The organism is Neobacillus sp. PVCKKU3 (assembly GCF_058323225.1).
In genome coordinates, this window is record NZ_JBLVQN010000020.1 from 65,381 (window position 1) to 91,010 (window position 25,630).

Below are 25,630 nucleotides of genomic sequence, written 5' to 3' on the forward strand. Positions count from 1 at the left end.
TTTTTAACATAAAGGGGAAGATGGCTGTGCGAACGATTTTTTATGAAGAGATTGTCAATCAGGTGGCCAACATGTGCCAAGAGGCCAATTTTGAACTGGGCCAGGATGTGATTCAAGCCTTTCAAGCTGCCTTGAAAAAAGAAACCTCCGAAACGGGGAAAGACATTTTAGAACAATTGCTGCTGAATGCTGATATCGCTAGGTCCGAGCGTGTGCCGATGTGTCAGGATACAGGAGTTTCCGTTTTTATTGTCGAAGTCGGCCAGGATTGCCACATTAGCGGCGGCAGTCTCTACGATGCAATTAATGAAGGGGTTAAGAAAGGCTACGAAGAGGGTTATTTAAGACACTCAATTGTTGACCATCCAATCACTAGGGAGAAGAGTAAGGGCTATAATACCCCATCGATTATTCATATTGAATTGGTACCGGGTGAGGATCTGGTCATCCATATGTCGGCCAAGGGCGGCGGAAGTGAAAATATGAGTGCCTTAAAGATGCTGAAGCCTGCAGACGGCTTAGACGGAATCAAGGACTATATTTTAGGCATCGTCGCCCAAGCAGGACCGAATGCCTGCCCGCCGTTAGTTGTCGGAGTCGGAATCGGCGGGAATTTCGAGCGCTGTGCCTATTTAGCGAAGAAGTCGTTATTTAGGCCAATTGGTCATCGCAGTGAACGACCGGAAATCGCAGAGCTTGAAAAGGAATTGATGGTAAAAATTAATGAGCTTGGCATTGGGCCGCAGGGGATGGGCGGGAATACAACGGCTCTTGATGTAAAAATAGAGATTGAACCATGCCATATTGCCGCCCTGCCCGTTGCTGTAAATTTAAACTGCCATGCTAGCAGGCATAAAGAGGTCAGAATTTAGGGGGGAGCATCAGTGTCAGCTATTCACATCACCAATCCAATATCGGAACAAGAGTTATTAAAATTAAAAGCGGGCGATCGAGTATTATTAAGCGGAACCATTTATACAGCCAGGGATGCTGCCCATAAAAGAATGCACGAGGCACTGCAAAAAGGGGAAGAATTACCTTTTGATGTTGCCGGACAAACGATTTATTATGTCGGTCCGACTCCTGCCAAGCCAGGAGCTGTGATAGGTTCAGCCGGTCCGACCACCAGCGGCCGGATGGACAAATATACTCCCGTCTTATTGGATCTCGGTTTAAAAGGAATGATTGGAAAAGGCTACCGCAGTGAAGAAGTGATTGAATCGATGAAGAAAAATAAAGCCGTTTATTTTGCTGCCATCGGCGGTTCGGGAGCATTGATTGCCAGAACCATTCAATCTGTAGATGTGGTCGCTTACGAAGACCTGGGCCCAGAAGCGATTTATAAATTAACCATCAAAAACTTTCCTGCCGTGGTCATCATTGATCGTGAGGGAAATGACTGGTACAAAATAGGAAAACAGCAATTTTTTGAGCAAAATCATGTACAAGGCGCTGACTGTTAAGATCGGCAGCCTTGTTTTTTTGAGAAAAGAGAAATAAGTTTATGAATATTCGAAAAACTATTGAAATTGTATTTTGGATACAGTATCCTATTTATATAGAAAAACATCATTTTCCTTAATGGAGGAACCATACGATGAAATTGCCTGATCAAGTCACGATTTACGAAGTAGGCTTACGGGATGGGCTTCAGTTAGAGTCAAAAGTATTAACGGTGGATGAGAAAGTGGAGATTTTTTCATTATTGCAGAAGGCGAATGTATCCGAAATTGAATTTGGTTCATTCGTCCATCCAAAACTCGTCCCGCAAATGGCCAATACGGCTGCATTTTATGAGCATCTAAAGTCATACCCTGAGCTCAGCCTGATCGCTCTTGTACCTAATTTGAAGGGGCTCGAGCTAGCTAAACAAACAGGCGTAAAGTCTGTCAATTATGTTTTTTCAGCAAGTAATACCCATAACGAACAAAATGTTCGGCAGACCACCGAACAGTCATTGGAAAACTTCAAGTATTTATCGCAATTTGCATCAGATAACGAGATTAACCTTAACGTTACAGTTGCTACCTCATTTGGCTGTCCTTTTGAAGGTCCAGTTCCGCGACACCGCATCATGGATCTGATTGAACAACTTCTCTTACATAACATCAAAAGAATTACACTAGCAGATACAACAGGAATGGCCAATCCGAAGCAGGTCTATCAATTGACGAAGGAAGTCGTGAATGAATGGAAGAATGTTGAATTTGGATGCCACTTCCATAATACAAGGGGGATGGGTCTTTCTAATATCCTTGCCGGTTTAGAGGCAGGAATCACAGTTTTCGACGCATCCTTAGGCGGGATTGGCGGCTGTCCATTTGCTCCTGGTGCAACAGGTAATGTTTGCACCGAGGATGTGGTTCATATGTTAGAAGAAATGGGCGTCCGCACTTCTATTGATCTTGATGGTTTAATCGAAGCTTCTCATCGTCTCGGGGAATTACTGGAACATGACTTGCCAGGACAAGTCGCAAAAGCAGGGAAAAGCTCACGTTTGTACCCTGTACCAAATAAAACAACAAGTTCTTTATGTTAAGGGGATGAGCATATATGCTAGTCAAAACCTATGAAACTATCAAATTAGAACGGGCCGAGAGCCATCAAGGAATCGCCGTTTTAACCCTGAACCGTCCGGAATCCATGAACGCAATGAATACAAAAATGGCGTTGGAATTAATCGAAGCTTTTGAGGAACTTAAATACGATGAATCGGTCCGCGTTTTGGTGCTTACTGGTTCAGGTACTAAGAGCTTTTGTGTGGGGGCCGACCTAAAAGAGCGGAATGGCATGTCCCAGAAGGACTGGAAGAAACAGCATGACTATTTTGAAAAAGTAACCGAGTGTATCCGCGAATTCCCGTATCCGGTGATTGTTGCCATTAATGGTTATGCACTAGGAGGCGGCCTTGAAATATCTCTTAGCTGTGACATTCGAACCGCAGCAGAGGGTGTTGGACTCGGGCTGCCGGAGGCGAAACTAGGATTAATTCCTGGCATCGGCGGTTCTCAATTGCTTCCTCGCATTCTACCAATTGGGTTAGCGAAGGAAATCTTGTATACCGGAAAACGGATTACAGCAGAAGAAGGTAAGCAGTGGGGACTAATTAATCATGTCTTTGAAAGTGAATCCCTATTGGCGGAAACTATTAAATTAGCTGAAACCATTGCTATGAACGCACCGCTTTCTCTAAAAGCCTTGAAGAAAGCGGTTAATAAAGGGACTGAAACAGATTTGGCCACGGGTATTGTCTTAGAATTAGAAGCTTACTATAGATGTGCGAACTCTGAGGACCGGCTAGAAGGCATTTATGCCTTTAATGAAAAGCGGGCTCCGGAGTGGAAAGGGCGTTAACGGGTGGCCCTAGGCTCTGGGTTGGGGTTACTCTCGGATAAGGCGGAAATACTCTCGGATGAGGGTGCGTTACTCTCGTATAAGGCGGAAATACTCTCGGATAAGCATACCTTACTCTCGATTGGACCCGATACTCTCAGATAAGCCAGAAATACTCTCGGAAAAATCGATATAACTGTCGGCGGGCAGTTTTTGTTAGAAAAATGAAAATAACTTGGAGGTATATAAAAATGTCAAATACAAAACTAGTAGAAAACACAGAACACGAAATGATTCGGAAAAGCGTTCGAGCTTTATGTGAGCGCTTTCCAGAAGATTACTGGCGGGAAACTGATGAAAAAGATGCCTATCCTACCGCCTTTGTCCAAGCGCTAACTGAAGAGGGATGGTTATCTGTATTAATTCCTGAAGAATACGGCGGTGCTGGACTAGGTATGACGGAAGCTTGCATCATTTTAGAAGAGATCAATCGCTCAGGAGGCAACTCAGGTGCCTGCCACGCCCAAATGTATACCATGGGCGCTCTTCTCCGCCATGGGAATGAGGACCAGAAACGAAGATATCTTCCTAAAATCGCGAGCGGCGAACTTCGCCTGCAAGCATTCGGCATCACTGAACCTACCGCTGGAAGCGATACAACCAGCATCCAAACCTTTGCTGAAAGAGTCGGAGACAAATACGTGGTTCATGGTCAAAAAATCTGGACATCAAGAGCGGCGCATTCCGACTTAATGTTGTTATTGGCTAGAACGACACCAAAAGACCAAGTAGCAAAAAAGACTGACGGGTTGAGCCTGTTTATTTTAGACATGAAGGAACAAGCTGATAAAATCGACATCCGCCCGATTGACACAATGATTAATCATGCGACGACAGAAGTATTTTTTGAAGGAGCGGAAATACCGGTTGAAAATCTAATTGGGGAAGAAGGAAAAGGCTTCCGCTATGTGTTAGGCGGAATGAATGCAGAGAGAATTCTCATTGCATCTGAATCCATTGGTGATGGCATGTACTTTGTTGATAAAGCGGTTCAATATGCCAATGAGCGCGAAGTATTTGGCCGTCCAATTGGGAAAAATCAAGGGGTTCAATTCCCGATTTCTAAAGGCTATATGGATATCCAAGCTGCTAAATTGATGAGAGATAAGGCTGCTGAAATGTTTGATGCTGGAATGGATTGCGGGGCTGAGGCGAACATGTCAAAATATCTTGCATCCGAAGCTACATGGCGCGCAGCGAATGCCGCAATGGACACATTTGGAGGATATGGTTTTGCAAAAGAATATCATATCGAACGGAAATTTAGGGAAGCCCGTCTATTTATTGTAGCACCGATTACCAACAACCTGGTTGTAAGCTATGTTGGACAGCATGTCCTTGGATTACCACGTTCATTTTAAAACAACATCAGGAGGACCTTTTTAAAAAAGGGTCCTCTCTTTGAAAAGGGGGAGCCAAGATGCCAGGACCATTAAGCGGCATTCGAGTAGTGGATATAACAACAAATGTTTCAGGGCCAAGTTTAACGATGATTCTTGCTGATTTAGGTGCAGAAATTATTAAAATTGAACGGCCTGATATTGGTGACGATTCGAGAGGAATGGGACCATTTTGGGAAGGGGAAGGCGTTTATTTCCTTCACATCAACCGTAACAAACAATCGGTCGTCATTGATTTAAAAAAGGAAAGCGGCCGAGAGATTGTCTATGACCTTGTCAAAACGGCAGACGTTTTTGTTGAAAACTTCCGCTTTCAAAAAGCGGAAAAAATGGGCCTTGGTTATGAGAGACTAAAAGAATTGAATCCTTCGTTGGTGTATTGTTCCTTATCAGCCTACGGCCAAGATGGTCCACTTTGTGACCGGCCCGGTTATGATGCGATTGCCCAAGCAGATTCCGGGATTATTGGTATTAACGGTGCAGAAGGAGCGGAAATTGCACGTGTTCCAGTTTCGGTCCTCGATCAAGGGAGTGCAATGTGGGGAGCCATTGGTGTCATTTCGGCACTTTTTCATAAACAAAAGACAGGGGAAGGCCAATTAGTCACTACTTCCCTTTATGAAACTGGGGTATTCTGGGTCGGCTATCATATGCTGTCATGGCTTGCGACGGGAAATGAGCCTAAGAAAAACGGTGCCGGACACACAGCCTTTGCACCGTATGGAGCCTTCCACGCAAGTGATGCTCCTGTGATTATCGGAATCTCCAATAATTCTTTATTCAAACGTTTATGCAAGGTGCTCGGAAAGGAAGAATGGGTTGAGGACCCGCGTTACAAAAATAACCCTGAGCGAGTGGAGCATCGGGAAAATTTAAGAGTGGCGATTGAAAACATTCTCCAAGCTAAAACGGCGGATGAGTGGGTACAGCTATTAGTAGATGCAGGAGTCCCAAGCTCAAAGGTAAAGAAAATATCAGAAGTAGTCCAGGATCAGCAGACAGAAGCGATCCAGATGTGGACTGATGTTGAACACTCAACAATTAAAGACTTCAAACTGCCAAGACTTCCTTTTGAGCTTAGCAGTTCACCTGTGTCCATTCAAAAGGCTCCACCTAAACTGGGCGGGAATACAGAGGAGATATTAAACAAGCTTGGTTACAACAAAGAACAAATAGAACAGCTTGTAAATGACGGGATCATCCAAATAGAGGCTAAAAAGCTAGAATCGCATAAATAATTTATAAGGAACCCACTGCCAAATTGTAGGCAGTGGGCGTTCGTTTTCTTGTTGACAACACTAATTGGCAGGAAATACAGTAAATGTAAAAGGGGACAGAGAGGGGTTACCTTAATGAAAGCAATTGTCGTGACCGGGTTTGGCGGTACAGAAAACCTAAAATACAAAGATGTTGAAATGCCAGTTATAGCTGAAAACGAAGTACTAATAAGAGTTGTGAAAACGAGTGTGAATTTTGCCGATATTAAATCAAGATACGGGCAAAAAGGAGCAACACTACCGTTTATCCCAGGATTAGATGCCACGGGATTTATTGAAAAAATAGGAAGCAAGGTATTGGGGCTCGTAGAAGGACAAAGAGTCATCGCCTTCCCGAAAAATGGTTCGTATGCAGAATATGTGGTGGCATCGGACAAATTAGTCTTTCCCATTCCCGCTGAATTGGATTTCAGGACAGCAGCCGCTTGTCCGATTGTGTCTTTTTTGTCGTACCGTTTATTGAAAAATATTGCCGCCATGGAAAAGGGAGAAACAGTATTAGTTCATTCTGCGGCTGGCGGGGTAGGGACCACCGCCATTCAAGTTGCCAAGATATTGGGAGCAAAGACGGTCATTGGGACTGTCGGCAGCAGGGATAAAATGAAGGTGGCTGAAGAAAGTGGAGCGGACTACGTTATTTGCTATGAGGAGGAAGATTTCGCACCCACCGTAAATGAGATTACCAATGGGCAGGGTGTGGATATTGTCCTCGACTCCCTTTCCGGCACCGTCACGGAAAATAGCTTCAATTGTTTAGCACCATATGGCAGACTGGTCCACTTCGGTAATTCCAGCGGACATGTAGGAACCATTAAAACAGTTGATTTACATGCTAGCTGCAGAAATGTATTAGGGTTTAGTCTAGGGACCACAAGAAAGTTAAGGCCGTATTTATTAAAAGAAACGGCTGAAGAGGTGTTTCCGCTTATCGTGAATAACCAGCTGAAAATTAAGGTGGGGCATGAATACAGTCTGGAAGAGGCTGCAGAAGCCCAAAACTTAATGGAGAATAGGCTAAATAAAGGGAAAATATTATTGAATGTTGATCCCAATTTTTAAAATAGAACTTTGGTTAAAAAATGGAACAAATAGCCATATTAAATATAGATAAAATATATGTTAGGGAGAATCCCCCATGATCTATATTTATAACGACTATGGCGGTACACATACAACCTCGTTGGCTGCCGCCTATCATTTAAACCAATTACCTCAATCGGAAAGAAAACTAACGACCGAAGAAATATTAAATGTGAAGTATTTTAACAAACTGACAAAAAAGGATTTTGGAAAGCTTATTTTTCATGGTACGGATGAGGATGGGAACAAAGTTTATACGATTGGGAGGAAAAGGAACAAATACGTTGTACCAGCGATGAAGGAGATGATTTTACTACTTCAAGAGAAATTTCAGTTTGATGAAAAAATCGTTTTTTCCAATACCTCACCAACCGTTCCGCTTTCTATGTCTTTTGGGGGATTTTTTTCGAGAGGCTTAAAGATAGACTTTATTGGCGTACCGTTACTAGTGAGAGGTGCCAAGCAATGCTGTGATAATATTTATCGGTTAGTGGAAAATACGAAACAAGTAGGGAAAACCCCATTTAATGAAAATGTGATTATTTTAGACAATGAAATGTATAAGTAATATAATCCTTTGGGAGAAATAGCAATACTAAATAACAGCAAGCAGGATTTCTAGTAATAAAAATTTTTATCTATTAATAAATTTGTCCATACCTTTTTCATAAAACTGCATTTACTAGTAGCATGAAAGGTGGTGGACAAGTATGAGTAGTGAAAATTTTATAAACCAGGCTCATCGTCTAGTAGGTCAAGAAGTAGAAGTTATTACAACTGAAGGCACATATCGAGGCACCCTTTTATCTGTAGGCAGTGACTCTCTTGTATTAGAGTCACTAATAAGAGGCCGTAGAGTAAGATTGATTATTCGAATAGCTCTGATCATTGCGCTTTTCAGATTAATAACAGGCATTTTTTAAGGGCCGCCTTTTTTATAGCCAGGAGGAAATCCTGGCTTTTTTATATTGAAAAATGTGATACATAGATCAACTGATACACTGGTAAAACCTGTGACTGAACACAAAAAAGGATTATAGTAAAATAAGATATAAAAGATATTAGAAAAGCTGGTGAGAAAATGAAACTAAAAGCGACTGATTCTGTTCAGCAGGCTATGTTTCTCTTTACTTCTACTGGGGATGAAATACTTGAGGTAATATCCGATTCCGGAGAGACCGCCGGAGTCTTTACATTAAACGATTTAAATGAAGCGATCCAAAAAGGGAAAGTGCATGAATCTATTGAAAACCTGATGGGCACACTTCCCGACCGCCTCATTAAACCTGAACTCTGGAAAGGCAAGGAATCGGAATACGACAAATTGATATCAAGCAAGGTTTTCACCGAAATCATCGATTCCTCTTATGATGGCATTTTTATTGCCGACGGAAACGGGATTACGATTAAAATTAACAAGTCATATGAACGGATTACCGGAATCAAAGCTAGCCAAATAATCGGTTTACATATGGATGAAATTGTGAACGCGGGCTACATATCGAAATCTGTGTCGACCCAAGTCATTAAAGAAAAACGTCCAATTACCATGATGCAGACACTTCAAAACAAAAGGAAGGTTATTGTTTCAGGAACACCCATTTTCGGTGGGAATAAAGAAGTCGTATATGTTATTAACAACGTCCGCGATATTACCGAGCTGATTCAATTAAAGCTTGAAATTGAAGAACTCCAGGAGATTAGGGAACTGCGGAAGTCCACCGAGGCTATGAACCAGAACGGCCATAACCTCGAATCGATTGTCATAACCGAAGAAACAGCGAAAGTATATAATCTAGCAATGCATGTCGCCAAAACAGATGTGAAAGTATTGCTTCTTGGGGAAACAGGTGTCGGTAAAACGCTTGTCGCCAACTATATCCATAAAAATAGCCATCGTTTCAACCACAGTTTTATTGAATTAAACTGCGGTGCGTTTCCGCCGAATTTGATTGAAGCAGAGCTGTTCGGCTATGAAGCGGGTGCCTTTACTGGGGCAGCTGCGAAGGGGAAAAAGGGTTTATTAGAAATTGCGGACCAGGGAACACTTTTCCTCGATGAAATTGGGGACTTGCCCCTTGAGCTCCAAGTAAAGCTGCTAAAGGTAATGGATGAACAAAAATTTATTCCTGTCGGTTCAACTAAAACGAAGGAAGTGGATGTCCGCATTATCGCAGCAACCCACAAAAACCTGAAGAAAATGGTGGAGGAAGGAAGTTTCCGGGAGGATTTATATTACCGGTTGAGTGTCGTTCCCATCACCATTCCTCCACTCCGGGACCGTAAAAAAGAATTAATTCCGTTGATAGAACATTATTTGGGCGTCTTCAACTCCAAATATAAATCGGCAAAGGTCCTTTCAATAGAGTCCATTGATCGGCTTTGCGACTATCACTGGCCCGGAAATATCCGGCAGCTGATAAATGTAATGGAAAGAATCGTCGTTACAACTTTAAATGAAGAAATAGGCTTGCGTGATTTACCTGAGGAGTTCAGGGTAAGGGAAAAGCATTCATTTGGAAATCCAAATCATGATATGCCATTAAAAACTGCAGTCGAACAGTTAGAAAGAGATTTAATTATAAGGGCATTAAAAACACACAAGACAACGAGGAAGGCCGCTGAAGCATTAGAAGTCAGCCAGGCAACCATTGTTCAAAAAATGAAAAAGTGGAATTTATCCGATTAAAAACCTAATCATACGTTTTTATTTGATTAGGTTTTTAATCAATTGTGACGTATCTGTGACAAATCATAAATTCCGAAACCGTTTACCTGTCAGTCTTTTTGCTGAATTTTAAATTTTGGCACGCTTCTTGCAATATTATTAGCGAAGAACGAAAGGGGAAGATTGTACGATGAATCTTATTTCAACTTTTAAAATTGCTAATAAACTTATTACCGGTAACGGTGCAACTGAGAAACTGCTAGAAGAAGCGACACGGTTAAACATGAGGAATCCATTGATTGTCACGGATGAAATTTTAGAAAAAATCGGTGTGGTTGATAAGATCATCACGCTTTTGAAAGGGCTTCCCCATGGAGTGTACACAGGAGTTAAGCCTGAGCCGGAAGTGGCCCTTGTGCAAGAATGTAAAGAGGCCTTCACAGCCGGAGGCCATGATGGCCTGATTGCATTGGGCGGAGGAAGTGCCATTGATATTGCAAAAGCGGTCTCCGGCTTTGCGGGATTTGACGGCCCGATTGAACAGCTGTTCGGAACAGACCTTGTCCCACATAAAGGGGCTCCGATTATTGCGATTCCGACAACAGCAGGAACTGGTTCTGAGGTAACCAACATCGCCATCCTGTCGGATACAGAAGCGCAATTGAAAAAAGGGATTGTCAGTGATTATCTGTTACCGGATGTAGCGATTGTTTCACCGGAAATGACTCTGACGATGCCGAAATCGGTAACTGCTGCAAGCGGCATCGATGCCCTTGTCCATGCGATTGAAGCGTATATTTCAGTCAATGCTTCTCCGATTACAGATGCGCTTGCGATTGGCGCCATGAAGATGATTGCAAAAAACCTGCCGAAGGCTTATGCGAATCCAAACCATATTGAGGCCAGGGAGAATATGGCGACTGCAAGCTTAATGGCTGGCATGGCGTTCGGAAATGCTGGGGTTGGTGCTGTACATGCACTTGCCTACCCACTTGGCGGGCGTTACCATATTGCCCATGGTGTCAGTAACGCGTTGTTGCTTCCATATGTAATGGAGTGGAATAAAATCGCCTGTGCCGAGCGTTTCCGTGATATTGCCGAAGCCCTTGGACAAAATACAGCGGGGCTCTCCGATATCGAGGCTGCAGACCTTGCGGTGGAAACCATGAGAACATTAAGTGCGATGGTTAATATTCCAACAGGCTTGCGCAGTTTTGATATTCCTGAAGAAGACCTCCGTTCTATGGCTGAGGATGCTTCACAGATTACTAGACTATTGAAAAACAATCCAAGAGTCTTATCAACCGACGATATTGAAAAAATCTATCAGTCTGCCTATTAGAACAGGAGGAGAAATGACATGTGGAAAAATCGTAAAGATGGCCAGGAATCGCCATTTATTCCTGCGGGTCCATTCAAGATAAGACTGCCGTTTATCCATTATAAATTGGAATGGCCTGATTATGTACAAGGCTTGCTAATGTGTGCGGTTGACCTCGGAGCAATTACTCTTTTGGCCGACCATTTAGGGATGCCTTTTGAAGTGGCGCTAGCAGTTGTAGTGTTGAACGGACTTCTATATTTGATGCACCATTTACTTGGTGATCCGGTGATTCCCGGCTGGATTACACCTGCTGTCCCCTTAATCGTGTTGTTTGTAAAAGAGTTTCCGGAAGGGCCGGATCGAGTCTATGCACTAATAGCATTTCAGCTTACTCTAGGAATACTATCAATATTCTTGGGCGTCACGGGTTTAGCGAACAAGGTAGTAAGGATTGTGCCTAATGCTATCAAGTCGGGCATAATTTTGGGAGCGGGAATCGGAGCAATTGTATCCATTTTTGAAGTGGGTGGAAAATTTGAATTGTTCCCTTACACCATCACTATATGTATAGGGTTTGTCTTCTATTTAATGTTTTCTAAGCATTTTGAATCGATAAAACAAAAGAACAAAGTGATGGTGTTAATTGGGAATTTAGGAATTTTACCTGCTGTTTTATTATCGGTTTTAGTAGCTCCTCTTGTTGGAGAAGCGAAATGGCCGGATATTCAATGGGGATTTAGTCAACCTGACTTTGCTACCCTATGGGCAAAATATACAGTCTTTGGACTAGGTTTTCCTGCATTCGCCTTTTTCATAAAAGCGATTCCTGCTGTGCTTGCTACGTATTTAGTGGTTTTTGGAGATGTATTGAAAGCGAAAGCGATCCTTTCTGATTCAGATGAAGTCCGAAAAGATGAAAAAGTAGACTACAATGCTAATCGTGCCCACTTAATATTTGGCGGCAGAAACATGGTAATGAGTATGATTGGTCCTGATATCACCATGTGCGGACCAATGTGGGCTGCCATGCAGGTTGTCGTAGTGGAACGTTTTAAAGAAGGTAAAAAAGCGATGAATTCTATCTTTGGAGGAGCCGGTTCTTTCCGCTGGGGGACAAATACAGGGTTATTTTTATTGCCTATTGTTAGTCTACTGCAGCCGATTCTAGGAGTTGCATTGGCTCTTACTCTGTTGGTTCAAGGTTATGTAAGTGTCCGCATTGGCGTTATGCAGGCAAAAAGTCAGCGTGATTTGGGAATCGCTGGAGTGGTGGCGGCAATATTGGTCATTAAAGGTGCGACTTTGGCGTTTGCAGCAGGTATCCTATTGTGCCTATTATTATACGGCAAGGAATTCTTTATGGGTGAAAATGACGAGACATTCTCAAAGGATCTTCAATCCAAGGAGGACCTGAAGCAAGTTTCATAACGTTTTTTAAGAGAGAAAAGGGGGCTTCCCCTTTTTTCATGTCATAAGGAGGAGTACAAGTGGAAAAATACTCACTATTTATAAATGGAGAATGGACAGGGAGCGAGCTTGATACATTTGAAGTAACAAACCCTGCTACTTCAGAAGTCATTGCCACCGTGCCAAACGGAGGGTATCCGGAAGCAAAACAGGCAGCAGATGCTGCTTATGCGGCATTTAAGGAATGGTCAGCCTTTTCTGCCTACGAACGGGCTGAAATCATTTGGAAGTGGCATAAGCTGATCGATGAAAATAAAGAAGACCTTGCCAGAACGATGACGATGGAGCAGGGCAAGCCTTTCAAGGAAGCAGTGGGCGAAATCGCCTATGCAAATGGCTTTTTATCGTGGTATGCAGAGGAAGGGAAAAGAATTTACGGTGAAACCATCCCTGCCACTGGAAGAAACAAGCGATTATTTGTACACAAGCAGCCTGTCGGCGTGATTGCCGCAATTACACCATGGAATTTCCCGGCAGCGATGATCACAAGAAAGGTGGCGCCTGCTTTGGCGGCTGGTTGTACGGCTGTTGTTAAACCCGCAGAACAGACTCCGCTTACTGCTTTCAAGCTTGCTGAATTAGCGGAAAAAGCCGGGCTTCCTAAAGGGGTGCTCAATATTGTAACAGGTAAAGCCCAAGAAATTGGCCAGGCCTGGCTGGAAGACAACCGTGTCACCAAGTTAACATTCACAGGTTCGACGGAGGTTGGCAAGCTGTTAATGCGGGGGGCAGCCGACACCGTCAAAAAGGTTTCACTTGAACTCGGCGGACATGCACCAGTTATTGTCATGGAGGATGCGGACCTTGATAAAGCTGTCGAAGGAGTTCTTGCTTCTAAGTTCAGAAACGCAGGCCAGACTTGTGTCTGCTCAAATAGGATTTATGTCCATGAAAGCATTGCGGAAGCTTTTACCGGCAAGCTTGTTGAAAAAGTCCAGGAGCTCCGTGTTGGTAACGGGCTTGAAGAAGGTGTTGATATTGGACCATTGATTGATGAGGCGGCTATCAAGAAAGTGAACCGTCATATCAGTGATGCCCTTGAAAAAGGCGCCAAGGTGGAAACAGGCGGAGAGTTAGTTAAGGATCTGTTCTTTGCACCGACAGTTATTACCAACGTCAATGATGATATGATCTGCATGACGGAGGAAACCTTTGGCCCGCTTGCACCCGTTACTACCTTTAAAACCGAAGAAGAAGCGATTGCACGTGCCAACGACTCCATCTATGGCTTGGCAGCCTATGTATTTACCGAAAATATTTCACGTGCAATTCGTATTACAGAAGCATTGGAATACGGAATCATCGGTTTGAATGACGGCCTGCCATCCACTCCGCAAGTGCCATTCGGCGGCTTCAAGCAAAGCGGACTCGGACGTGAAGGCGGCCATTACGGAATTGAAGAATTCTTGGAAGTGAAGTATATTTCGCTTGGATTATAAAGTTTAGACATTAAAATAGGTCTGCTCGCTGATACATGTACCAGCGGGCAGGCCATTTTTATTTAAGCTGGTAGTTAACAGGGAGATGGGATAGATTATTTACTAGAGCCCTTAATGTTTTAACCTAAGTCAAACAACTTAGATGGGGTCGTGTGTAACAATTCTATATGTAGGAGTGTAATGAATGTCAATAGAACAGGTTGTTCAGAAGCAAATTGAATTTTATAACAAAGGAGATATCGAAGGATTTGCCAGTACATATGCAGATGATATTACGGTACATACTTTTCCCGACAATTCGATAACCTTAAGCGGTAAGCAGGCATTAATTGAAAGGTATTCGGAAACATTTAAAAAGAAAATGTTTGCTGAAATCAGAAATAGGTCAATTGTTGGCAATAAGGTAATCGATTGGGAATTCGCAACGAACGGAATGACTGGAGAAACCGTCAGTTTAATGGCTATTTATGAAATAGAAAATAATTTAATCTCTAAAGTTTGGTTCATTCGCGAGTAACATGGATAAGTGATTCTAAATAGATTTGCGATCTGAAAACATTTGCTAAAAATTTTCTTAAAGTTTTGGTCTACTATTTTGGGTTGACGGCTGTAACGAAGGCTTACAATGCAAAATGCAAGCTTGAATAATAAGCCTTCGTTCCTTTCAGAAAAATGCTACTATTTTAGGTGATCATTAAGTACACTTTCCTCCAAAACAGAGAATTTGTCACCATAAACCTTTGTAATATGATTTTCTCCCCAAGTACATAAGGAATCAAGGATCCCTTTCAAACTTAGTCCATATTCACTGAGTTCATATTCTACTTTCGGTGGCACTTGATTATGGACGATTCGGTTAATGACTCCGTCCTCTTCCAGTTCACGTAATTGTTGGGTCAACATTTTTTGTGTAATGTTTGGCATCAGCCGTTTCAAATCGCTTGTGCGTTTTTTGCCGTGTGTAAGATGGCAAAGGATGACACACTTCCATTTTCCTCCTATGACTTCCAATGTGGCTTCAACGGCAATATTATATTTCTTATTATTCATGATACCTCCAGATCCATAGGCACTAAAAAGTACCTATCGTACTATTTGGTGCCTATCGCACTTTAAAGTACGTACTTTTCTATTAGATTGATATGTTTCATAATAACATGTGCCGGTCAAACTTCAACATATTTAATATTTATCTGCTAGCAGATTGAATCATACTACAATACTTTGCTCAGGAGGGGAACTATTTTATGTCCTTTGATAAGAAAAAGAGTACATTGGCGCTCTTGGCATTGGCAGTGAGCGCATTTGCAATTGGAACAACAGAATTTATCAGTGTAGGTTTATTGCCGCTTATAGCGAAAGATTTACAAATTTCAGTCACGACAGCTGGATTAACGGTTTCACTGTATGCATTAGGGGTAACCTTTGGTGCGCCGATCCTCACGTCTCTTACATCTAGTATGTCACGGAAGTCGTTGTTACTTTGGATCATGATTGTTTTTATTATTGGCAACAGCATTGCAGCCAGTGCTGATAGTATCGGTGTTTTACTAGGTGCCCGTGTTCTTTCCGCATTTTCACATGGGGTGTTCATGTCGATTGGATCTACTATTGCCGCTGATTTGGTACCGGAAAACCGCAGGGCAAGCGCGATTGCCATTATGTTTACAGGGCTCACGGTCGCAACTATTACAGGAGTTCCATTTGGTACATTCATGGGGCAAGAATTCGGCTGGAGAACTTCCTTTATGGCCATTGTTGCCGTTGGAATCATTGCTTTTATTGCTACAAGCATCCTTATTCCATCTCAGTTGCGTAAAGGTGTTCGCACAACATTTGGTGATCAACTCAAGCTATTGTCAAATGGCCGTTTAGTACTTTTATTTGCGATTACGGCCTTGGGATACGGTGGGACGTTCGTTGTCTTTACGTATTTATCTCCACTGCTTCAAGAGATTACAGGCTTTAAAGAAGGAACAGTTGCTGTAATTTTACTTGTATATGGCGTTGCGATTGCGATCGGAAATGTGATTGGCGGGAAGGCAGCAAACCAAAAGCCGATTTCTGCATTATTTTATATGTTTATCGTACAAGCCATCGTTCTATTTGTCTTAACATTCACCGCTCCATACAAGGCAGCAGGCTTAATTACCATCATCCTGATGGGGCTATTAGCTTTTATGAATGTGCCTGGCCTGCAGGTCTATGTTGTAATGTTGGCTGAACGTTTTGTACCGAGTGCTGTGGATGTGGCTTCCGCCATTAACATAGCCGCATTTAACGCAGGTATCGCAATTGGTTCCTATTTAGGTGGGGTAATAACGGATTCAATCGGGCTCATTCATACGCCTTGGATAGGGGCTTTGATGGTGGCAGGAGCCGTGATTTTAACAGGCTGGAGCAGAGCGCTCGAGCGAAAAGATGAAAAAACAGCTGACACGAATCAAAAACAAACTTTTCAATACAATTAGGAGGTAATTTTTTATGACAGCAAAAAATTTAAAAGCTACAACAACATTAAATAACGGCGTACAAATGCCTTGGTTTGGCATCGGAGTGTTTAAAGTGGAAGAAGGTCCGGAACTGGTTGAGGCAGTAAAAACAGCGATTAAACATGGGTATCGCAGCATTGATACAGCAGCCATTTACGGAAATGAAGAAGGAGTCGGACAAGGTATAAGCGAAGGAATGAAGGAGGCAGGCATTTCCAGAGAAGAATTATTTGTAACCTCGAAGGTTTGGAATGCTGATTTAGGGTACGACTCGACAATTGCTGCCTACGAAAAAAGCTTAAATAAACTCGGTTTAGAATACCTGGATTTATTCCTCATTCATTGGCCTGTAGAAGGTAAATATAAAGAGTCTTGGAAAGCTTTAGAGACTCTTTATAAAGAGGGCAGAGTAAAGGCAATTGGAGTAAGTAATTTTCAAATTCATCATCTAGAGAATTTAATAAAAGATGCGGAAATAATTCCAATGGTGAACCAAGTAGAGTTCCATCCGCGTTTGACTCAAAAAGAGCTTCAAGCGTTTTGCATGGAACATGGCATTCAACTGGAGGCTTGGTCTCCGCTCATGCAAGGCCAGTTACTAGATAACCAAGTGCTGCAAGAAATCGCGGACAAGTATAACAAATAGGTTGCTCAAGTAATTTTACGCTGGGATTTACAAAACGGTGTTGTGACTATTCCAAAATCCACAAAAGAACATCGTATTGTTGAAAACGCGTCAGTATTCGATTTTGAGTTAACAGAAGAAGACATGAAACGAATTGATGGCTTGAACCAGAATCACCGTGTTGGTCCAGACCCAGACAATTTTGACTTTTAAATATGACGAATTTGGACTCATCATTAAGATGGGTCCTTGTTTAGTATAGAAATAATAAAATATCTTATTTTCCTTATTTTTAATATGGTAATATTAATAGTGATTTAATGATCATGGAAATATGAGGTAATCGAGATAATGGATGAACAGGACTGGGTAATCTTAAAGGCGCTTTACGAGAAGAAGAATATCACGAAAACGGCTGAGAGTTTATATATATCCCAACCATCATTAACAAAGAAAATTCAACAAATAGAAAAAGAATACCAAGTAGAAATTGTCAAACGGGGAACGAAAGGTGTTCACTTTACACCCCAAGGAGAATATTTAGCTCAATGTGCGGATGAAATGCTGGGTCGTCTCCAAGAGATTAAAGATACAGTAATGGATATGGGAGAAGAGGTTAGCGGAACCTTACGATTGGGGGTTTCTAATTACATAACTAGGCACAAGCTGCCACAACTTTTAAAGCGTTTTCGTGAACAGTTCCCAAAAGTAAACTATAAAGTGACAACGGGATGGAGCAGGGATGTATTTAATCTTGTATACAATGGGGATGTACACATTAGTATGGTCCGCGGGGACTATCAGTGGCCAGATTCAAAGAACCTACTCTTTGAAGAAAATCTCTGTGTGACCTCATTAGAAAAAATTGAACTTCATGACTTGCCTTCATTACCGAGAATTGAATATGAAACAGATGCTTTATTAAAGACGATGATTGATAATTGGTGGAGTGGGGAATTTTCAAGGCCGCCTTTTATAGGCATGGAAGTGGATAAAGCCGATACATGCAAAGAAATGGTTTTGAACGGATTGGGATACGGGATCCTTCCTAGTGTTCTTATTCGGGAGCATCAACACCTTAACCGGATCATTCTAAAAGATAAAAAAGGGAATCCGATTGTAAGAAAAACATGGATGTTGTATCATGAAAAATCACTTGAGACTAAAGTAATTAAAGAGTTTGTAGAATTTGTGAAGAAATTGGATTTTAAATCTTCTATTTAAAAAGCGTGGGCATATGCTCACGCTTTTTTTAACGTGAAATTCCGAATGAAATATGTGGTAGGAAAGTAAAATGATGATTTTGGAAAGTATTTTGTGAAAAAGTGGAAGTAAAATGATCAAAGTGGAAAGTATTAGGTTGAATTTGGAAAGTAACCTTCCGGAATCGGAAGGTATATCCAATTAAATGGAAATTATTAAAAAAAGGTCATTGAAAATTACCTGAACCAGGCTGGACGCCCGGCTTTTTTGCGTGGAATTCTGCGTGAAATATGTGGTAGGAAAGTAAAATGATGATTTTGGAAAATATTTCGTGAAAAAGTAGAAGTAAAATGATCAAAGTGGAAAGTATTAGTTCTAATATGGAAAGTAACCACGCCGAATCGGAAAGTATATCCAAATAAATGGAAATTCTTCAAACGAGGTCATTGGAAAATTTACCTGAGTCAGGCTGTGCGCCTGGCTTTTTTCGTTGGTGCCAATCAGAAAATGTTGTCATTCCTTTTTTGAATGATGGTCGATAATTTATTTGTATTTCAACTATTTGGATTTTGTTTTTAAAATGAAATGGATAAGGGGTGAGAGTAATTGGAGGGAAATGCAAGGGAATTTATAACATTTTTTACTGCACACGAAGGGAAAGATTTCGATGCAGTTCTTACGAATGATACCGAGGATACAGTTGAATTTAGTTTTATGAGCTACATTAAAAACGCAAAAGTTCATATTCAAACCGGGAGAATAACAGTGAGCGAACCCAAAACCGGAAAATATTTTAGCTTGCCAATGAGCGGCATCAAGCAGCTTTACGATGAAAGCTGTGGACCGTATGATTTAGCATTAACAATTGAATATAACAAGGGTTATTCCATTTTTATACAAATATTTGAATCTTAATAGTTAACATACATACCATTCTTTAAATGGAGAGGATTATTTATGAGCATTTTATTTCACATCACTTTGTATGTTATTTTACCCATATTTGCCCTTATTGGAGCTGGAGCATTTCTTCATAGAAAATTTAAATTCGATATGCATACCTTATCGAAATTAAATACTTATTTCCTCATGCCTGCTGTGAGTTTTACCAATGTCTATCAGAGTAAAATTAGAGGGGATACACTCCTGCAAATTCTTAGTTTCCTAGTCTTACAAAGTCTTTGTTTAATGATTTTCAGTACGGGTATATCTAAAATGGCGAAATTTGAGAGTAGTCTTTCATCGACCTTTAAAAACAGTGTTGTACTAGTTAATTCGGGTAATTATGGATTACCAGTCAGCCAGGTTGTTTTTCAGCATAATCCACTTGGTTTATCGATCCAAGTTGTGGTCATGATTTTTCAAAACCTCTTAACTTATACTTATGGATTATTTAATTCTGTTTCTGTTGATAAGGCAAAATTCCAAGCGGTAAAAGCATTTTTGAAAAATCCTGTTTTATACGGTTTTTTGTTTGGAGTCTTTCTCAATGCAGTATCCATAAGAATTCCAGAATTCATCTGGACGCCTATTAAAAATACTTCAAACGCATTTATTGCAATTGCCCTTGTTACACTTGGTGCACAAAGTGCTTTCCTGAAAATAGGAAGCTTCTCGCTGCCTCTAGTTCTAAGCCTAATCGGACGTCTCATTTTTTCGCCGTGTATGGCATTAATCATCATTTTAACATTGAAGCTGGACGGTATTACAGCACAGTCATTGTTTATTGCGAGCTCTTTTCCAACTTCAAGAAATAGTTCGTTGTTTGCATTGGAATATGGAAACCATCCTGAATATGCAGCACAAACCGTTTTGTTGTCTACCATATTCAGTATGATAACAGTAACGACTGTTATATTTTCTGCTCATTTGTTATAAAGTTCGGGCACAAGTTCAAGGGACAATTGATGTTGATGGAGTTTAAAGAATTACCCGAATAAGCTGTCACTATGATTTAAAGGTCCCAAAAGGGAAGCGTGATGCAGCGGAACGTGCATTGTCCGTATTTGAACGGGGATGCCCAGTTGCCCAAACATTAAAAGGATGCATTTAATTTGACCATCTTTATCTGAATTTGCCTCGAATGGCGGTTGTATTTAGCAACGGGGAAACTGTTGATGAGGCTAGACAGCGAGCTGAGTTGGCTGCTTCGAAAATAATGATTACTCACGATTAGTTAAAAGTGGAGGATTTCCTTCATTTTATCAAAGGTAATATATTTAAAACTTTGAAAGGCTGTTCTGCAGCCTTTTTATTATGATTTAAAAAGGGACTGTATAAGTAAGGAATTCTTGTTAAAAATAAACTAAAATCTGATCAAACAAAATATCCCTTGGGTGATTTAAATGAAAAATCAAAAATTGTTTTTGCTATTGTTACTGGTTCTACCTTGGTTAACGGTACCATTAATGGGTAGGAAAGCATTTAAAAGATTTCTTCCGACTGCAATCTTTATGTGTACTTTTACTAAGGCTTTAGATTTGTATGGTGAAAAGAAAAACTGGTGGGAATTTTATAAAGGTATTGGCCCTTTTAATAGCATGAATTTTATGAATTTCGGTCCATACCTAGTCACTAGCTTATGGATTTTAAAAATGACTTATGGTAAATTCCTGATGTTCATCATTTCCAATACTGTTCTTCATACCGTGTTTATCTTCGGCGCAATAAAGCTTGTAAAGGAATTTAAAATATTTTCTTTAGTAAACTTAACAAAAATTAAATATTTAGGAGTGAATTTCTTAAGGGCTTTGATGCTCTATGCTTTTCAATATATAACGGAAACTGCTTTTTCAAGGAAGTGGTTTATTAAATAAGAGACATTGAATGTTGTTAATAATCTCCAAATTTAGAGGATAGGTGAGCCTATTTTTCGATGGATTGGGATCTATGTAATGGTAAAGTGGAGTTTCCTTTATTCCGTTCCAATCTATTTTCTGATTTATCTGGCTGCCGATAGGTTAAGTCGAGTAAAAAACTTTGCAGAAATATAATGGGGGAATATCATAATGGTGAATTTCTTTCCGATGTTTTCCCTTTTTTAAAATGGTTTCATTTAGGACAACAACTTCAGTATAAGGAAAAATTAATATAGAAAAAAAGATAGTAAAACCTTATACTATCTTCTTTCTATTGTTAATTTCCATCAATATATTTTTATAGTTTCTTTGGACGTTTAAAATATCCATTTAATCGTTTTTGCTGATGCTGCCATCGTCTGATCCTTTTTAAAAGGGTATAGGATACATGAATTTTCTCATTTTCTAAGGCAATATCAGGAACTAGTCTCATCCACAATGATTTAGGGTATGCGACTAGTTGATCAGGATACACACTTCGATGGCCAATCGTGATATAGGCGGTAATACAGGCGCCCACTACATAAATCCCAGTTGAACTTCCGAATAACTCGAATCCCATAAAAACCGCAGCAATGGGGGTATTGGATGCTGAGGCAACAACGGATACCATACCAACCGCTGCCCCCAAGGCAGGATTGACCCCAAGAAGTTGGGCTAGTACATTCCCTGCAATTGCCCCAATCACAAACTGCGGTGTTACAATCCCACCATAGAAACCAGAACCCAAAGTTATCGAAACAAGTAGAATTTTCCAAAGCCAACCAATGTATGAAACATGCTCGCCGCTTAAGGCTTTGTCCATAATGGGCAAGCTTAATCCAAGGTAATCCGTTGGGATTATTAAAATAAGCAATGACATAATGAGCCCGCCTACAAATGGCATCATTGGCGGCCAAATATGGAATTTTTGCTGAATGGAACTGAATAACCAGCGTACTCTCTCAAAGGATTCAATAAATAACCATGAAATAAGACCACAAACCATACCAATGAGAAGAATTTTTAAAAATAAAACATCAGAAAACTGCTGGGAAAGATGGACAGGATAATAATCATAAGTAATTCCCCATAATTTGCTCACTTCAAAGGAAGTAACACCGGCAATCACGGCTGGAAAAATAAAATCATGCCGGATTCGTCCAATCGTCAACACTTCAATTCCATAAATGGCTCCTGCAATAGGCGTCCCGAATACACTGGCAAAGCCGGCGCTGACTCCGCAGGCAACTAGGCGTTTTTGGAGCTCGGGATTTAAGTGGAGGAGATAGCCGAACCAGGAAGCAAGCGTCCCCCCAATATGGGAGCAAGGACCTTCCTTACCTGCAGACCCGCCCGAAGCAAGTGTAATGATAGCGGCGATCGGCTTAATAGCGATTGTCTTATAAGGCATCAGACCCGATTGTTCATGAACTGCAGCAATGACAGAATCCTTTTTATCCTTGGATCCATATCGATAACCAAAATACAAAATCAATCCATTCAAAAGCCCTCCAATTGGCAATAGTATCATACTCAGCCACAAAGGAAGGTGAGAGGTTTTATCTGTAGAAAAGTAAAGCCCTTTTAAAAACAGACTGGTCCCTGTCCCTACAATACCTCCAGTAATAGTAGCCAATAAAAACCAGCGGATGATCGTTGCTATCATCACGAGCGGCTCAACATATCGAATGCGTGACATTAATCAACACCCCCTTTTAAAAAATAGCACTTGATTAAAGGGATGTCTAATGGAAGGGGGGATTGGAAATTTCGGAGTGGGAACTTTTTTCCTGTATTGTATAATAACCCCGTCCAAAAAGAATAACTTGAATGAGGTCTAAATATAATGGATTCGATGGCATGAAAATGGGCCTTATCAGCACATATTTAAACACAGTTAAGCGATTTTATAATCCCTTAATTGAACGGGAGGGGTGTTCTTGTTTAAAGAGAGTATAGACCCTTATTTGCACGTTCGCTATGCCAAGAATCCTGTATATACCCCTGATGGTCAAAAGCTTAGCTTTATTGCCGATTATACGGGCATACCACAGGTTTGGGAACTCAATCGTGGGGAAGAATGGCCTGCTCAAATTTCTTTTACAAAAGAAAGAATTACCTTTGTTGGACTTGTTAAGAGTACTTCTGATCGGATTATTGGGATGGATGTGGGCGGAAATGAAAATCAGCAGTTGTTCTTACTCAAGGAGGATGGGAAACTGATTGAACTGACAAAGTCACCCAATCATGTTCATCGATATGGTGGCAGCTCCCCGGATGGAAAATGGATTGTCTGGTCAAGCAATCGCCGCAATTCAGCATTCTTTGATATTTATATTCAAAGTCTAGAAACACTGGAATATCATCCTTTGTTAACCGGAGATGGCCTTTTTACAGCAGTGGAATGGTCTCCTGATGGGAAATCATTATTAGTCCAAAAGACAAATTCTCCCCTGGATAATGATTTAGGCATACTCGATCTGGCAACAGGGTCTGTTGATTGGATAACAGAGCATAAAGGGGAAGCCAGTTTTCGAGAAGTCCATTTTAACAAGGATGGAGATCATATCTATGTATTAACGAACAAAGATAGCGAATTTTTCGGGCTTGCACTGATCCATATAAAAACCAAGCATTTTGTTTGGCTAGAGCAAGGAAATTGGGATTTTGAAGAACTCGAAATGAATAATGATAAAAATTTGTTAGCCTTTTCCGTGAATGAGGGAGGAGTATCTAAGGGGGTACTTTTAGACATAAATCGAAGTTACCTTTATTAGTGGAAAACACCAACTGGAATCATAAAAGATTTAAAATTTTCCCCTGATAACAAAAAACTGGCTTATGTTTTCAATGGCCCGGCATATCCATCTGATATTTGGGAGCTTGATTTAGAAAGCATACAGTCGGAAAGACTTACCTATGTTTCCCGTTCCCCAATACTTCAAGATAAATTAGTTGAGCCAGAGCTTATAAGTTATCGCTCATTTGATCATCTTGAAATTCCAGCATTTTTTTATAAACCAAAGATTACAACTGATAAATTTCCGTTAGTCATTGTCATTCACGGTGGCCCTGAGAGTCAGTCTCGGGCTGTATACAACCCCGTTGTGCAGTATTTAATCGGTAAAGGGTATGCGGTGTGCACACCAAATATCCGAGGGAGTACAGGTTATGGAAAAACGTTCACGAAATTAGATGATGTCCGAAAAAGAATGGATGCCCTGAAGGATATAGTTTTTTTAGTTGAATGGCTAAAGGTGAACGGGAACATCGATTCTAATAGGATAGGAATAATGGGAGGCAGCTATGGAGGATTTATGGTCCTAGCAGCCATCAGCCACTATCCACAGCTATGGTCTGCCGCGATTGATATTGTGGGTATGTCGAGCCTTAGAACGTTCTTGGAAACCACCCATCCTTGGCGGAAGAAGCTTAGGGAAGCGGAATACGGAACGATTGAAAGAGATGGAGACTTCTTTGATAAAATCGATCCATTGAATCATGCAAGTCGCATTACTACTCCGTTATTGGTGATCCATGGGGAAGGTGATCCTCGTGTCCATATTAAAGAATCCGAGCAAATCGTCAATAAATTGAAGGGAAAACAACACCCTGTTGACTTTATCCGCTTCGAAGATGAAGGTCATACGATTTCAAAGCTAAAAAACAAAGAAATTGCCTACAAGGCAATCGTAGATTTTCTCGAACGATGTTTTGAAATCGAAGACAAAAGAAGCAGGGGATTTAAAAGGAGTCGGGAATATCCTTTCTTCTTTGGGTGAATCTCATGACAAAAAGGACTGACCACGCTTGGTTAGTCCTTTTTGTCATGCACATGTAGCGCATGGCACTTCTGTTACATTAATAGTAAAGAGTAGGACAAACAGCCTGCCGATATTCCGAGGATGGCTCCGACAATCACGTCAGATGGATAGTGGAGGCCTAAATAAATTCTTGAGACTCCTACACATACACCCACGAGAATCAGAACCAAAGAAAATGTCGGGATCGTTAAGATATAGGGAGTCAAAACGGCAAATATGGCGGTTGTATGACCCGAAGGGAAGGAATGGTCCTGTAAGGGATTAGCCAGTATATTCGTTTTTTCAATCGTTAGATATGGACGTTTTCTAGGGAAAAATTCTTTTGCGAGATGGACTGGAATATGGCTCGCTGCCAAAGCAAGAGCACTGGAAATGGCAAGAAGCCGCGTTTCCCTGGACCATGATGTCAGAAAAAGTAAGATTGTGGAGATAATCGTAAATCTTGCTCCCCCGAAATGTGTGATCGTTCGAAAAAAGAGATTCAACAAATACAGATGAAAATGCCGATTGATTTTCTGGAAGATTCGACAATCGACCCCGTAAAGCACATGGATGATTTTGCTCATGCTCGGCTCCCCTTATAAGTAAAATACTCACT

At 41.0% G+C, this 25,630-nt stretch carries 24 protein-coding genes and 1 pseudogene; 22 read left to right on the top strand and 3 right to left on the bottom strand.

The annotated features are described in order from the left end of the window. The first annotated feature begins 20 nt into the window (after positions 1-20). The 14 genes from ACNQGS_RS15020 to ACNQGS_RS15085 all read left to right on the top strand — a co-directional run bounded on the left by ACNQGS_RS15020 (position 21) and on the right by ACNQGS_RS15085 (position 14,565). Complete coding sequence (locus ACNQGS_RS15020) at positions 21-872, top strand: fumarate hydratase (RefSeq protein ID WP_491488027.1); 852 nt, start codon at positions 21-23, stop codon at positions 870-872. Between the two features lie 12 nt (positions 873-884). Next, positions 885-1,463, top strand: coding sequence for a Fe-S-containing hydro-lyase (locus ACNQGS_RS15025; protein ID WP_491488028.1), 579 nt, complete (start codon positions 885-887; stop codon positions 1,461-1,463). 134 nt (positions 1,464-1,597) lie between these two features. Further along, positions 1,598-2,539: a hydroxymethylglutaryl-CoA lyase gene (locus ACNQGS_RS15030; RefSeq protein ID WP_491488029.1), complete on the top strand. Its 942-nt coding sequence runs from the start codon at positions 1,598-1,600 to the stop codon at positions 2,537-2,539. Between the two features lie 14 nt (positions 2,540-2,553). After that, a complete protein-coding gene (locus ACNQGS_RS15035) occupies positions 2,554-3,354 on the top strand; it encodes an enoyl-CoA hydratase/isomerase family protein (RefSeq protein ID WP_491488030.1) in 801 nt (266 codons plus the stop codon). 230 nt (positions 3,355-3,584) lie between these two features. Then, positions 3,585-4,754: an acyl-CoA dehydrogenase family protein gene (locus tag ACNQGS_RS15040; protein WP_491488031.1), complete on the top strand. Its 1,170-nt coding sequence runs from the start codon at positions 3,585-3,587 to the stop codon at positions 4,752-4,754. Between the two features lie 59 nt (positions 4,755-4,813). After that, a complete protein-coding gene (locus ACNQGS_RS15045) occupies positions 4,814-6,031 on the top strand; it encodes a CaiB/BaiF CoA transferase family protein (RefSeq protein ID WP_491488032.1) in 1,218 nt (405 codons plus the stop codon). 114 nt (positions 6,032-6,145) lie between these two features. After that, the gene (locus ACNQGS_RS15050) at positions 6,146-7,129 is read left to right on the top strand and encodes a quinone oxidoreductase family protein (protein ID WP_491488033.1); all 984 of its coding nucleotides are present in this window, start codon (positions 6,146-6,148) and stop codon (positions 7,127-7,129) included. Positions 7,130-7,205: 76 nt separating this feature from the next. After that, entirely contained in the window at positions 7,206-7,718 is a 513-nt protein-coding gene (locus tag ACNQGS_RS15055; protein WP_491488034.1) for a DUF3189 family protein, read from the top strand. A gap of 142 nt (positions 7,719-7,860) precedes the next feature. Then, positions 7,861-8,073: a hypothetical protein gene (locus ACNQGS_RS15060; RefSeq protein WP_491488035.1), complete on the top strand. Its 213-nt coding sequence runs from the start codon at positions 7,861-7,863 to the stop codon at positions 8,071-8,073. 158 nt (positions 8,074-8,231) lie between these two features. Continuing rightward, positions 8,232-9,839, top strand: a complete 1,608-nt coding sequence (locus ACNQGS_RS15065) for a sigma-54 interaction domain-containing protein (RefSeq protein ID WP_491488036.1) — start codon at positions 8,232-8,234, stop codon at positions 9,837-9,839. Between the two features lie 169 nt (positions 9,840-10,008). Then, a complete protein-coding gene (locus ACNQGS_RS15070; RefSeq protein WP_491488037.1) occupies positions 10,009-11,160 on the top strand; it encodes an iron-containing alcohol dehydrogenase in 1,152 nt (383 codons plus the stop codon). A gap of 18 nt (positions 11,161-11,178) precedes the next feature. Next, positions 11,179-12,570, top strand: a complete 1,392-nt coding sequence (locus tag ACNQGS_RS15075; protein WP_491488038.1) for a hypothetical protein — start codon at positions 11,179-11,181, stop codon at positions 12,568-12,570. A 59-nt stretch (positions 12,571-12,629) separates the two neighbouring features. Beyond that, positions 12,630-14,048, top strand: coding sequence for an NAD-dependent succinate-semialdehyde dehydrogenase (locus ACNQGS_RS15080; RefSeq protein WP_491488039.1), 1,419 nt, complete (start codon positions 12,630-12,632; stop codon positions 14,046-14,048). 184 nt (positions 14,049-14,232) lie between these two features. After that, positions 14,233-14,565 (top strand): nuclear transport factor 2 family protein, encoded by a 333-nt coding sequence (locus ACNQGS_RS15085; RefSeq protein ID WP_491488040.1) that lies wholly within the window; start codon positions 14,233-14,235, stop codon positions 14,563-14,565. Positions 14,566-14,726: 161 nt separating this feature from the next. On the opposite strand, the gene ACNQGS_RS15090 is transcribed toward ACNQGS_RS15085, so the two are convergent. After that, positions 14,727-15,098 carry a winged helix-turn-helix transcriptional regulator gene (locus ACNQGS_RS15090; RefSeq protein WP_491488041.1) on the bottom strand — a complete coding sequence of 124 codons (372 nt, stop codon included), beginning with the start codon at positions 15,096-15,098 and terminating at the stop codon, positions 14,727-14,729. Between the two features lie 197 nt (positions 15,099-15,295). Here ACNQGS_RS15090 and ACNQGS_RS15095 point away from each other — a divergent pair, with 197 nt between their 5' ends. From ACNQGS_RS15095 to ACNQGS_RS15120, 6 genes and pseudogenes are all read left to right on the top strand, one after another. After that, positions 15,296-16,519 carry an MFS transporter gene (locus ACNQGS_RS15095; RefSeq protein WP_491488042.1) on the top strand — a complete coding sequence of 408 codons (1,224 nt, stop codon included), beginning with the start codon at positions 15,296-15,298 and terminating at the stop codon, positions 16,517-16,519. A gap of 13 nt (positions 16,520-16,532) precedes the next feature. Further along, positions 16,533-17,378 (top strand): annotated as a pseudogene (locus ACNQGS_RS15100) (aldo/keto reductase). A 138-nt stretch (positions 17,379-17,516) separates the two neighbouring features. Then, complete coding sequence (locus tag ACNQGS_RS15105; protein ID WP_491488043.1) at positions 17,517-18,389, top strand: LysR family transcriptional regulator; 873 nt, start codon at positions 17,517-17,519, stop codon at positions 18,387-18,389. Positions 18,390-18,974: 585 nt separating this feature from the next. Beyond that, positions 18,975-19,283, top strand: coding sequence for a hypothetical protein (locus ACNQGS_RS15110; protein WP_491488044.1), 309 nt, complete (start codon positions 18,975-18,977; stop codon positions 19,281-19,283). 42 nt (positions 19,284-19,325) lie between these two features. Then, positions 19,326-20,246 (top strand): AEC family transporter, encoded by a 921-nt coding sequence (locus ACNQGS_RS15115; protein WP_491488045.1) that lies wholly within the window; start codon positions 19,326-19,328, stop codon positions 20,244-20,246. Between the two features lie 467 nt (positions 20,247-20,713). After that, positions 20,714-21,184, top strand: a complete 471-nt coding sequence (locus tag ACNQGS_RS15120) for a hypothetical protein (RefSeq protein ID WP_491488046.1) — start codon at positions 20,714-20,716, stop codon at positions 21,182-21,184. 340 nt (positions 21,185-21,524) lie between these two features. Here the strand turns inward: ACNQGS_RS15120 and ACNQGS_RS15125 are convergent, their stop codons facing one another. Next, positions 21,525-22,907, bottom strand: a complete 1,383-nt coding sequence (locus tag ACNQGS_RS15125) for a chloride channel protein (RefSeq protein ID WP_491488047.1) — start codon at positions 22,905-22,907, stop codon at positions 21,525-21,527. Between the two features lie 241 nt (positions 22,908-23,148). Between ACNQGS_RS15125 and ACNQGS_RS15130 the strand changes: the two genes are divergently transcribed. Together ACNQGS_RS15130 and ACNQGS_RS15135 are read left to right on the top strand one after the other, a co-directional pair. Beyond that, on the top strand, positions 23,149-23,985 hold the full coding sequence (locus ACNQGS_RS15130; protein ID WP_491488048.1) for a TolB family protein: 837 nt from the start codon (positions 23,149-23,151) through the stop codon (positions 23,983-23,985). Between the two features lie 96 nt (positions 23,986-24,081). Further along, positions 24,082-24,990, top strand: a complete 909-nt coding sequence (locus ACNQGS_RS15135; RefSeq protein ID WP_491488060.1) for an alpha/beta hydrolase family protein — start codon at positions 24,082-24,084, stop codon at positions 24,988-24,990. A 74-nt stretch (positions 24,991-25,064) separates the two neighbouring features. On the opposite strand, the gene ACNQGS_RS15140 is transcribed toward ACNQGS_RS15135, so the two are convergent. After that, the gene (locus tag ACNQGS_RS15140; protein ID WP_491488049.1) at positions 25,065-25,598 is read right to left on the bottom strand and encodes a phosphatase PAP2 family protein; all 534 of its coding nucleotides are present in this window, start codon (positions 25,596-25,598) and stop codon (positions 25,065-25,067) included. Between the last annotated feature and the right edge of the window lie 32 nt (positions 25,599-25,630).